The sequence below is a fragment of the Christiangramia forsetii KT0803 genome, assembly GCF_000060345.1.
Lineage (GTDB): Bacteria > Bacteroidota > Bacteroidia > Flavobacteriales > Flavobacteriaceae > Christiangramia > Christiangramia forsetii.
In genome coordinates this window covers 1,110,334-1,122,133 of sequence record NC_008571.1, presented here as the reverse complement: position 1 = coordinate 1,122,133, position 11,800 = coordinate 1,110,334, and the positions used below count along the sequence as shown (strand labels likewise).

The window sequence follows — 11,800 nt, the reverse complement described above, 5'->3', positions numbered from 1 at the left end:
TGTTAAGAACATCCCTTTTTTTTTGAATTATCAATTTGAAGTAGCCCTCTTTTTTGCTATTTTGCAAGGCATATCTAAAACTGTCCAATTTCATGAATGAAATAAAACGACTTTTCGACTTTCCATATTATCAGCTTGAGAACAATCCATTGGATGAAGCATTGGCGACCAAATATGATGGTAAATGGAAAACAATTTCCACTCAACAATATATAGATCAGGCAAATACAATAAGCCGTGGTCTATTAAGATTAGGGGTAAAACCCAATGATAAGATTGCTGTAATTTCCACTTCCAACCGAACCGAGTGGAACGTAATGGATATTGGTATACTTCAAATTGGAGCACAGAACGTTCCTGTTTATCCTACTATATCAGAAGATGACTATGAATATATCTTAAATCACAGTGGAGCAACTTACTGTTTCGTTTCAGATGAAGAAGTATTAGGAAAAGTTAATTCTATAAAAGGGACTACAGAACTTAAAGAAGTATATAGTTTTGACCAAATAGCAGGTTGTCAGAATTGGAAAGAGATACTTAAGAGTGGTGAAGATAAAGGAAACCAGGATGAAGTTGAAAAATTAAAAAAGGCTGTAAAACCTGATGATCTTGCTACTATAATATATACCTCAGGAACTACTGGCAGACCTAAAGGAGTTATGTTAACCCATAACAATATTGTAAGTGATGTTTTAGGAAGTGCTCCCAGAGTACCTTTTGAGACCGGAACTTACGTAGCCTTGAGCTTTCTACCAGTTTGCCATATTTTTGAAAGAATGATTCTTTATTTATATCAGTATTATTCGGTATCGATCTATTTCGCTGAATCTATTGATAAAATTAGTGACAATCTTAAAGAGGTTAAACCTCATGTGATAACTGCGGTGCCTCGACTTCTAGAAAAGGTGTACGATAAAATCATCGCTAAGGGAACCGCACTTGGAGGAGTTAAACAAAAGTTATTTTACTGGGCAGTAGAATTAGGTCTGGAATATGAACCTTATGAGGCAAACGGTTGGTGGTATGAAACCAAACTAAAACTTGCGAGGAAACTTATTTTTTCAAAATGGAAAGAAGGGCTTGGTGGAAACATAGAGCTTATTGTTTCGGGTAGTGCCGCACTTCAACCAAGACTTACACGTGTTTTCGCAGCTGCTGAAATTCCCGTGATGGAAGGTTATGGTTTAACAGAAACCTCGCCGGTTATTTCGGTAAACGATGAGCGTAACCATGGTTTCAGAATTGGAACCGTTGGAAAAGTGTTGCAAAATGTGAAAGTTAAAATTGCCGAGGACGGGGAGATTCTTACCAAGGGACCTAATGTAATGAAAGGTTATTATAAGGATGAAGAGAAAACAAAAGAGGTAATTAATGAAGAAGGCTATTTTCATACCGGGGATATTGGAGAAATTGATAAGGATGGATTCCTTAAGATCACAGACAGGAAGAAAGAAATGTTCAAAACTTCCGGGGGAAAATATGTCGCTCCACAGCTGATAGAGAATACTATGAAACAATCCCGTTTTATAGAACAAATCATGGTTGTTGGCGATGGTGAGAAAATGCCTTCGGCTTTAATCCAGCCAAATTTTGAATTCATTGAAGACTGGGCTAGTAAAAAAAATATAGATCTTGGGGAGGGAACTCCTGCAGATATTGCCAGAAATAGTATGGTAAGAGATAGAATTCAGGAAGAAGTAGATTTCTATAATCAAAAATTCGGGAAATGGGAAAGGATCAAAACTTTTGAAATAACCCCGGAGGCCTGGACTGTAGAAGATGAACACCTTACTCCTACCATGAAATTAAAACGACGAATAATTAGAGAAAAGTATAAAGATCTATACGAAAAACTTTATAATCGTTATTAAAATAATAACTAAGAATTCCACAAAAAAAGCTCCTCCCTACCCGAGGAGTTTTTTTATTTTAAGAATATTAAGACCATAAATTCAGTATATTAATATTTTTAAACCAATTTTATTATGCATGCATAATATTTTTTCCTAACTTTGGGTTCATTCAAAATCCAGATGAAAGAAAAAACGATAGATTATGTATTGCGTGCCACCTGGATGGCTGTCTCAAAAATGTATAATGAGGAAGCTGGAAAAGCGGGCAGCACTATGGCTACGGGGTTTGCTCTTTTAAGCATTGATCCTGAAGATGGCACCCCATCTACTTCGCTGGGTCCCAAAATGGGTATGGAAGCGACAAGTCTTTCCAGGATTCTCAAAACCATGGAAGAAAAAGGTCTTATTATTAGAAAGAGAAATCCGAGTGATGGCCGTAGTGTGCTAATACACTTAACCGAATTTGGTAAAGAGATGAGAGATTATTCCAAGCGCGTGGTACTGCGATTTGATGAAGCTGTAAAGGAAAATGTTTCAGATAAAGATTTAAAGACCTTTAATGAAGTGGCAAATACCATAACAGAGCTTATAAGCGAAAAAAAAATATATACTGAAGAAATAAGTATCAGATAAAACGATAAAAACCAAGAAATGAAAAGAAGGATAAATAAAATTGCAGTTATCGGATCCGGAATTATGGGTAGCGGTATCGCTTGCCATTTTGCCAATATTGGTGTGGAAGTGTTACTTCTGGACATCGTTCCGCGAGAACTGAATGAAAAGGAAAAGAAAAAAGGACTTAGCCTGGACGATAAAGTGGTTCGTAATAGAATTGTAAACAACTCGCTTCAGGAATCTGTAAAGTCTAAACCCTCCCCTATTTACCATAAAGACTTTGTAAATAGAATTGAAACGGGAAATCTTGAAGATGATATTTCAAAGGTATCTGAGGCAGACTGGATTATTGAGGTCGTTGTAGAACGTCTAGATATTAAAAAGCAGGTTTTTGAAAACCTTGAAAAACATAGAAAGCCCGGTACTTTGATTACTTCAAATACTTCCGGTATTCCTATCAATTTTATGACTGAAGGCAGAAGCGATGATTTTAAAAAGCATTTCTGTGGAACACACTTCTTCAATCCTCCAAGATATCTAAGATTATTTGAAATTATTCCGGGAAAAGAAACTGCTACCGAGGTTCTTGAGTTTTTGGAGATGTACGGTGAGAAATTCCTTGGGAAAAAGACTGTACTTGCCAAAGATACCCCTGCTTTTATAGGTAATAGAATTGGTATTTTCTCCATTATGAGCCTTTTCCATATGGTGAAGGAAATGGGAATGACTATCGAAGAAGTAGATAAACTAACCGGTCCCGTCATAGGTCGTCAAAAGTCGGCTACATTTAGAACGGTGGATGTTGTTGGTTTAGACACCTTGGTTCACGTTGCAAATGGTTTGTATGAAAATGTACCTAACGATGAGCAGCATGATCTGTTTGCTTTGCCAAATTTCATCGATACCATGATGGAAAACAAGTGGTTAGGTAGCAAAACCGGACAAGGTTTCTATAAAAAGATAAAAAAAGACGATGGTTCCAGCGAGATTAAGTCCCTAGATCTTGATACCATGGAATATCGTGATAGAAAAAGCGCATCTTTCGCAACTCTGGAACAAACAAAAGCTATAGATAATGTATCAGATCGGTTTGAAGTTCTGGTAAAAGGAAAGGATAAAGCAGGAGAATTTTATAGAAAAACGTTTTCTGCATTATTTGCTTATGTATCCAATAGAATTCCTGAAATATCAGATGATCTTTATAAGATCGATGATGCGATGAAAGCTGGTTTTGGCTGGGAACACGGGCCATTCCAGATCTGGGATGCGATTGGAGTTCAGAAAGGAATAGATATGATGAAGGAAGAAGGTTACGAACCTAATTCCTGGGTAAAGGAAATGCTTGAAAGCGGAAGTGATAGCTTCTACACAGTAAAAGAAGGCAATACCTATTACTATAATATTGACGACAAGAAACAAACTAAAATTCCTGGGCAGGATGCGTTTATAATTCTGGATAACATTAGAAAATCTAATGAAGTATTCAAAAATAGCGGGGTCGTAGTTGAAGACCTGGGTGACGGAATACTGAATGTAGAATTTAGAAGTAAAATGAATTCTATTGGTGGCGATGTTCTTGACGGAATAAATAAAGCCATTGATATTGCCGAAAAAGATTACCAGGGACTGGTTGTTGCCAATGATGGTAAGAACTTCTCTGTAGGTGCCAATATTGGAATGATCTTTATGATGGCTGTGGAACAGGAATATGAAGAGCTGAACATGGCGATCAAATATTTTCAGGATACGATGATGAGAATGCGCTATTCCTCAATTCCAACTGTTTCTGCTCCGCACGCAATGACCCTGGGTGGTGGGTGTGAACTTTCACTTCATGCAGATAAAGTGGTTGCATCGGCTGAAACTTATATAGGTTTAGTTGAATTTGGTGTTGGTGTGATCCCCGGCGGTGGTGGAACAAAGGAAATGACAGTTAGAGCTTCTGATACCTATCAAAAAGATGATGTTGAGCTGAACCGACTTAGAGATAACTTCCTCACCATTGGGATGGCGAAAGTATCCACGTCAGCTTACGAAGCATACGATCTTGGTCTTCTTCAGAAGGGAAAAGATATCGTGGTGGTAAATCCAGAAAGACAACTGGCAATCGCTAAGCAACATGCGATGTTAATGGCTGAAAATGGATATACTCAACCAATTGCACGTAGAGATATAAAAGTTCTTGGTAAACAGGCATTGGGAGCATTCCTTGTGGGAACAGACCAGATGGCTGCCGGAAAATACATCAGCAAACATGATAAAAAGATCGCGAATAAACTGGCTTATGTAATGGCCGGTGGCGACCTTTCAGAAAACCAAATGGTTAGCGAACAGTATTTATTAGAACTGGAAAGAGAAGCTTTCTTATCGCTTACAGGGGAAAGAAAAACCCTGGAGCGTCTTCAGCATATGTTGAAGAAAGGGAAGCCATTAAGAAACTAGATAATAGATCTGAGATTTTAGACTAAAGGAATTCGAAATGCACAACTTTAAAGAACTCAAAATTTGGCAGAAAGCAATAAAGGTTGCTGAGCAGGTTTATATACTTTCTTCTCGATTTCCATCTGAAGAAAAATATGGATTAATAAGTCAGATTAGAAGAAGTGCGATCTCTATTCCTTCCAATATTGCAGAAGGTGCTGGAAGAAATACGAATGGCGAGTTCAAAAACTTTTTAGGAATTGCTAATGGTTCAACTAATGAATTGTGCACACAACTTATAATTTCTGAACATCTCAAATTAATTTCAGAAGAAAATATTAAACCGATAATTAATGATTTGATGGAGATTCAAAAAATGAATTTTACTCTTATTAAGAAGTTCACAAATTAAATCTCACTTCTCAAATCTAATATCTAAATACTAGAAAAAATGAAAACAGCATATATAGTAAAAGCATACAGAACCGCAGTAGGAAAAGCTCCTAAAGGCGTATTTCGTTTCAAAAGACCAGATGAGCTGGCTGCTGAAACCATCCAGTACATGATGGACAAATTGCCAGATTTCGATAAGAAACGTATTGATGACGTAATGGTGGGAAACGCGATGCCGGAAGCGGAACAGGGATTAAACGTTGGTAGATTGATCTCCCTTATGGGATTAAAGATCGAAGATGTTCCTGGGATGACGGTGAACAGGTATTGTGCTTCAGGACTGGAAACCATTTCTATTGCCACCGCTAAAATTCAGATGGGAATGGCAGATTGCGTAATTGCAGGTGGTGCCGAAAGTATGAGTTATATTCCGATGGGTGGTTATAAGCCAGTACCGGATTATGAAGTTGCGAAAGCAGGAAATGAAGATTACTACTGGGGAATGGGACTAACCGCTGAAGCTGTCGCTAAAAAATATAATGTTTCCCGTGAAGATCAGGATGAATTCGCTTACAATTCGCATCAAAAAGCGAATAAAGCGCAGGAAGAAGGTCGTTTTCAGGATCAGATTGTTCCAATTACGATAGATGAAACATACGTAGATGAAAATGGTAAAAAGCAAACAAGATCTTACACGGTAAATAAAGATGAAGGTCCTAGAAAAGATACTTCTATAGAAGTTCTGAATAAATTGAGGCCTGTATTTGCTGAAGGTGGTAGCGTTACGGCTGGAAATTCTTCTCAAATGAGTGATGGAGCTGCATTTGTGATGGTGATGAGCGAAGAGATGGTGAAAGAACTAAATCTGGAACCAATCGCCAGAATGGTAAGTTATGCTGCTGTTGGTGTAGAACCAAGAATTATGGGAATAGGACCTGTTCATGCAATCCCGAAAGCTTTAAAACAAGCTGGACTTAAGCAGGATGATATGGAGCTAATTGAATTAAATGAAGCCTTTGCTTCACAGTCATTAGCAGTTATCAGAGAATTAGGTCTGGATAAAGATAAATTAAATCCAAATGGCGGCGCTATTTCTATGGGGCATCCACTTGGATGTACAGGAGCTAAACTATCGGTGCAAATCTTTGATGAAATGCGTAAACGTGAATTAAAGAATAAGCACTGTATGGTAACCATGTGTGTGGGAACAGGGCAGGGAGCTGCAGGAGTTTTTGAATTTCTTAATTAGACCTAAGATCTTAGAAATTAGATTTTCCAGAATTAAATAATAACTATAATTGAGATGATTTAATCTAAAATCTCACGTCTCAATACTAATATCTAAATAAAAATGAGCACAGATACAGCTAAAAAAGATCTTCTAAGAGGAGGTCAGTTTCTGGTAAAGGAGACTAAAAGTGAAGATGTTTTTACCCCAGAAGATTTTAATGAAGAACAAAAAATGATGCGTGATTCTGTAAAGGAATTTGTAGAACGTGAAATTTGGCCGAATAAAGAGGAGTTTGAAAAGAAAAATTACGCCTTGACTGAGGAGATCATGCGTAAAGCTGGAGAACTTGGTTTCTTAGGTGTGTCTGTTCCTGAAGAGTATGATGGTCTTGGAATGGGATTCGTGTCTACCATGCTGGTTTGTGATTATATTTCGGGAGCTACAGGATCTATTGCTACTGCTTTTGGTGCACATACTGGAATTGGAACGATGCCAATTACGCTTTATGGAACTGAAGAGCAAAAGAAAAAATATGTCCCTAAACTGGCTACCGGAGAGTGGTTTGGAGCTTATTGTTTAACTGAACCAGGCGCAGGAAGTGATGCTAATTCTGGAAAAACGAAGGCAGTTCTTTCTGACGATGGAAAACATTACAGCATTAGCGGACAGAAAATGTGGATTTCCAATGCTGGTTTTGCTAATGTATTTATTGTATTTGCCAGAATAGAAGATGATAAAAATATTACCGGATTCATCGTTGAAAATGATAAAGAAAACGGGATTACCTTTGGTGAGGAAGAAAAGAAATTAGGTATCCACTCCTCCTCTACCCGTCAGGTATTCTTTAATGAAACTAAAGTTCCTGTTGAAAATATGCTTTCTGAGCGTGGAAATGGGTTTAAGATCGCGATGAACGCCCTTAATGTGGGTCGTATCAAATTAGCCGCTGCTTCTTTAGATGCTCAAAGAAGAGTTACAGATCTTTCTGTAAAATATGCTAATGATCGTGTTCAGTTTGATACTCCTATCTCTAAGTTTGGAGCTATAAAATCTAAGCTGGCTGAAATGGCTACTTCAGCCTATGTGGGTGAAGCTGCTTCCTACCGTGCTGCTAAAAATATTGAAGACAGAATCAATCTTCGCCTTGAAGAAGGAGCTTCACATTCAGAAGCTGAATTGAAAGGTGTGGAAGAATATGCCATTGAGTGTTCTATTCTTAAAGTTGCTTGTTCTGAAGATGTTCAGAATTGTGCAGATGAAGGTATTCAGGTCTATGGAGGTATGGGCTTCTCTGCCGATACACCAATGGAATCTGCATGGAGAGATGCTAGAATTGCCAGAATTTATGAAGGTACCAACGAGATCAACAGAATGTTATCTGTAGGAATGTTGGTGAAGAAAGCTATGAAAGGGCATGTAGATCTTTTAGGTCCAGCTACAAAAGTTGCTGATGAATTAACCGGAATTCCATCTATGGATAAACCGGATTATTCTGAGCTTTTTGCTGAAGAAAAAGAGATGGTTGCCAAGCTTAAGAAAGTATTTCTTATGGTTGCTGGGAGCGCCGTTCAGAAGTTCGGACCTCAGCTGGAAGAACATCAACAACTTTTACTTGCAGCATCAGATATTCTTATTGAAATCTATATGGCAGAGTCTGGTATTCTTAGAGCAGAGAAAAATGCCAAAAAATTAGGGGCCGATGCTCAAAAAGAACAGATTGCAATGGCCAAATTGTATCTTTACCATGCAGTTGATACTATAAATACTAAGGCTAAAGAGGGAATTGGTTCTTTTGCCGAAGGTGATGAACAACGAATGATGTTAATGGGGCTTAAGAGATTTACAAAGTATACTAATATGCCAAATGTTGTTGCCCTTAGAAATACTATTGCTGAAAAACTGACTTCAGAAAATAAATATTGTTTCTAAAGAAACATTCTTTTAAACTGGAAAAAAGCCATCCCTACCGGGGTGGTTTTTTCATTTAGGATAGTTTTGGTCATTCCAATTTTGGTGCTTAAAATGCACTGTTTGTCTGTGAAAATAACTTTTTAACTATAAAATTTTAAAATTTATATCTTATCTGTTAATTAAATATTAATAATATTTATATATTCGACCAAACTCAAACAAAAACTAAATACATGAAAAAAGTTATTCTTGGAATGGCAGCGATGGCCTTCCTCTTTGCTTCTTGTGAGCAAGACCCTACAGAAAACATTTCTGAAACTCAAGAAACCCAGGTGGACATGAGCGATTTTTACCTGTACACAGACGGTACAGATAAAAGATCGGAAAACGGTGCTGAAAAGTGCTATAGCATGAAAAACCTTAATCGTTTATTAAACGAAAACAAAGGTCTTCATGAAAAAATGTATGGTATTGAAAAGAACACCCGTTCAATATTAGCAAAATCCAACAACGCTAAAGGTGGTAAACCTGGAAGCGGCGGTGGAGGAACTGAGCCACCAGTTACCGATAACCTTGGAGTGGTGAATATTCCTGTAGTTGTACATGTGGTATATAGCAATTCTCAGGAAAATATTTCTGATCAACAGATCAATTCACAAATAGCTGTATTAAACGCCGATTTTAGAGCTTCTAACAATGATGCAAATAACACACCTTCGGAATTTGCTAATCTAGTCGCAGATTCTGAAATCTCTTTTAATCTTGCAGCAGTAAATAGATACAGTAGTTCAACTCAGCAATGGGGAACAAACGATGCTGTAAAAGCTCAGTATCCCCCAGTGAGCCCATCTACGACGCTTAATATCTGGGTTGCTAATATTGGTGGTGGAATTCTTGGATATGCACAATTTCCGGGAGGACCTGCCTCTACAGATGGTGTAGTGATCTCTCCACAATATTTTGGAACTACAGGATTTGTATCTGCTCCATTTGATGAGGGAAGAACTGCAACTCACGAGGTTGGTCATTACTTAAACCTTCGTCACATCTGGGGTGATGGTAGATGTAAGCAAGATGATTTCGTAGCAGATACTCCCGATTCTGATGGTCCTAACTACGGATGCCCATCATATCCTACAGTTAACTGTAGGTCTACAGATATGACTATGAATTATATGGATTATACGAATGATGCATGTATGTACATGTTCTCTGAAGGCCAGAAATCTCGTATGCGAACTATCTTTATGGATGGCGGGCCAAGAACTGGTTTCGTTAACTAACGATAATTTAATAACAATAACCACAAAAAGTCACCTTTCCGGGTGACTTTTTTAATTTATACATGTTTTGACATTAGTCTATTTAAGTAGTCCAGAATATCATATTATCTAAAAACCAGATATTATATGAAGAAATTTTCAAGATTTATTAAAAGCATTGTCATCAATTAAGCAAGTTAAGTGAGAATAATCTTCACGTCTTAAAAATAATTAATCCTGAAATACCATCCCTTCAGTAGCAATACCTTTGCTAAAATTAGCTGCAGTTTCTATTAAAGCTAAGTGAGAATAGGCTTGTGGAAAATTACCCAGAAGACGTTTTGTTTTAAAATCTATATCTTCACTAAACAAGCCTAAATGATTACTGTATGAAAGAAGCTGATCGAACATTTCCTTGGCTTTTTTCTTTTCTCCAATCTTATACAAACTATCAATCAACCAGAAAGTACAAATAGTAAAAGAAGAAGTGGGTTTCCCAAAATCATCATTGTTTTTATACCGGTACATAAGTCCGTCTTCACATAAGTCTTTTTCGGTAGCTCTAACTGTACTTACAAATCTAGGATCATCTGCTTCAATAAATCCGTAGGACTGCATTAGTAAAGTGGAAGCATCAAGATCTGAAGAACCATAATATTGGGTGTAAGCCTGTTTCTCTTCATTCCAGCCATTGTTGTATATATCCTGGTAAATCTCTTCTCGTAGAGCTTTCCATTTTGTATCGTTAATTCCCATTCTTAGCACCTCTCCTATTTTAATAGCTCTATCAACAGCTACCCAGCATAGAAGTTTTGAAAATACAAAATGACGATCTTCGGTTCTTAATTCCCAAATACCTTTATCTGGCTTTTTCCAGTTTTCTTCAACGATCATCACTATCCCCCGAACTACGGTCCAAAGCGCTTCAGAATTTTCAAGAGAAGTTTCAAACATTAGGAATTGCTGATAGATCACCTCCATCAATATTCCGTAAATATCGTTCTGTTTCTGGATATAAGCAGCATTCCCTGTCCTTACGGGGCTCGAGTCCTTATAACCGCTAAGATGACTTAAAATATGCTCAGTAAGTTCTTTCTCCCCATTAATTCCGTACATGATCTGGATTTTCTCATCTTTATTCGGAATAATATCTAAAATAAATTGAAGAAAATCCTTGGCTGATTTTATATGACCTAATCCAGCCATAACTTTTATTACCATAGAAGCATCTCTAATCCAGCAGAACCTATAATCCCAGTTACGTTCCTCTCCAATGGTTTCGGGTAGTGAGGTAGTAGCGGCAGCAAGTACAGCCCCAGATTTTTTATAGCTTAAAGCCTTTAAAACCAATGCACTTCGCATGATTTCATTCCCGTAATGCGTATACCTGGTGGTTTTATCACTCCAGTTCATCCAATACACTTTGGTTCTCTGAAATTTTAAATAGGACCTATTCAGAGTTTGCTCCACAAGCTTTTCATGATAACCTAAAAGACAGTAAGAATTTTCAGTAAGTGTAATTTCTTTTCTCTCCAGTATGTCATTTAAAGTAAAACTGGAATATAAAAACGTCGTATCATATTTACCTTCTTTAGTATAACTCTTAATGTATTCGCCTTTATCCTCACTATATGTCTTCTCTCTGGCAAAATCCAGTTTCGGGTCATATTTAATTTTAAATTTTGGCTTTCCACTAATAAGTCTGAAAAATCGAATAATATCTGGCGGAGCATAATACGATCCATCTTCCCGGGGATACCTCGGCATAAAATCTATCAGCTGAAAGGAGTCCTCTCCATTATCAAAAACAGTACTTAAAATATTTGTTTCCCATAAATACTCCTGTTTTATATCATAATCTCGACTAATTTCTATTTCAAAACTGCCACCTTTTTTGTCATCCAGTATTTTTGCAAATACGGCCGATGAATCAAAATTAGGCATACAGGACCAGTCAATAGAACCTGTCTTTGAGATGAGCGCTGCACTTTTACAATTACTTATTATACCGTAGTCGAGATTATCCATATATTAAAAATCTTATAAAACAATGGCTGTATGAAATGAATTTCGGAAATTTAAGAAAAAACAATTTCGTCGCAACGGCATTT

Annotated in this window: 8 protein-coding genes; 7 read left to right on the top strand and 1 reads right to left on the bottom strand. The window is 37.2% G+C overall.

Going from position 1 to position 11,800, the window contains the following annotated elements; all coding sequences use genetic code 11:
* The first annotated feature begins 92 nt into the window (after positions 1–92).
* The 7 genes from GFO_RS04925 to GFO_RS04895 all read left to right on the top strand — a co-directional run bounded on the left by GFO_RS04925 (position 93) and on the right by GFO_RS04895 (position 9,710).
* Entirely contained in the window at positions 93–1,874 is a 1,782-nt protein-coding gene (locus GFO_RS04925; protein ID WP_011708942.1) for an AMP-dependent synthetase/ligase, read from the top strand.
* Positions 1,875–2,036: 162 nt separating this feature from the next.
* Positions 2,037–2,489 (top strand): MarR family winged helix-turn-helix transcriptional regulator, encoded by a 453-nt coding sequence (locus GFO_RS04920; protein ID WP_011708941.1) that lies wholly within the window; start codon positions 2,037–2,039, stop codon positions 2,487–2,489.
* Positions 2,490–2,507: 18 nt separating this feature from the next.
* Positions 2,508–4,913 carry a 3-hydroxyacyl-CoA dehydrogenase/enoyl-CoA hydratase family protein gene (locus GFO_RS04915; RefSeq protein WP_011708940.1) on the top strand — a complete coding sequence of 802 codons (2,406 nt, stop codon included), beginning with the start codon at positions 2,508–2,510 and terminating at the stop codon, positions 4,911–4,913.
* 37 nt (positions 4,914–4,950) lie between these two features.
* The gene (locus GFO_RS04910) at positions 4,951–5,304 is read left to right on the top strand and encodes a four helix bundle protein (protein ID WP_011708939.1); all 354 of its coding nucleotides are present in this window, start codon (positions 4,951–4,953) and stop codon (positions 5,302–5,304) included.
* Between the two features lie 39 nt (positions 5,305–5,343).
* Positions 5,344–6,534: an acetyl-CoA C-acyltransferase gene (locus GFO_RS04905; protein WP_011708938.1), complete on the top strand. Its 1,191-nt coding sequence runs from the start codon at positions 5,344–5,346 to the stop codon at positions 6,532–6,534.
* 102 nt (positions 6,535–6,636) lie between these two features.
* Entirely contained in the window at positions 6,637–8,445 is a 1,809-nt protein-coding gene (locus tag GFO_RS04900) for an acyl-CoA dehydrogenase family protein (protein WP_011708937.1), read from the top strand.
* 215 nt (positions 8,446–8,660) lie between these two features.
* Positions 8,661–9,710, top strand: a complete 1,050-nt coding sequence (locus tag GFO_RS04895; protein WP_011708936.1) for a zinc metalloprotease — start codon at positions 8,661–8,663, stop codon at positions 9,708–9,710.
* A gap of 210 nt (positions 9,711–9,920) precedes the next feature.
* On the opposite strand, the gene GFO_RS04890 is transcribed toward GFO_RS04895, so the two are convergent.
* Positions 9,921–11,717 carry a glycoside hydrolase family 15 protein gene (locus GFO_RS04890; protein WP_011708935.1) on the bottom strand — a complete coding sequence of 599 codons (1,797 nt, stop codon included), beginning with the start codon at positions 11,715–11,717 and terminating at the stop codon, positions 9,921–9,923.
* Between the last annotated feature and the right edge of the window lie 83 nt (positions 11,718–11,800).

Bases quoted from the DNA above. Each gene is read 5' to 3' on its own strand.
- GFO_RS04900 (WP_011708937.1), top strand. From the start codon at position 6,637: ATGAGCACAGATACAGCTAAAAAAGATCTTCTAAGAGGAGGTCAGTTT.
- GFO_RS04890 (WP_011708935.1), bottom strand. From the start codon at position 11,717: ATGGATAATCTCGACTACGGTATAATAAGTAATTGTAAAAGTGCAGCG.
- GFO_RS04910 (WP_011708939.1), top strand. From the start codon at position 4,951: ATGCACAACTTTAAAGAACTCAAAATTTGGCAGAAAGCAATAAAGGTT.
- GFO_RS04925 (WP_011708942.1), top strand. From the start codon at position 93: ATGAATGAAATAAAACGACTTTTCGACTTTCCATATTATCAGCTTGAG.
- GFO_RS04920 (WP_011708941.1), top strand. From the start codon at position 2,037: ATGAAAGAAAAAACGATAGATTATGTATTGCGTGCCACCTGGATGGCT.
- GFO_RS04915 (WP_011708940.1), top strand. From the start codon at position 2,508: ATGAAAAGAAGGATAAATAAAATTGCAGTTATCGGATCCGGAATTATG.
- GFO_RS04895 (WP_011708936.1), top strand. From the start codon at position 8,661: ATGAAAAAAGTTATTCTTGGAATGGCAGCGATGGCCTTCCTCTTTGCT.
- GFO_RS04905 (WP_011708938.1), top strand. From the start codon at position 5,344: ATGAAAACAGCATATATAGTAAAAGCATACAGAACCGCAGTAGGAAAA.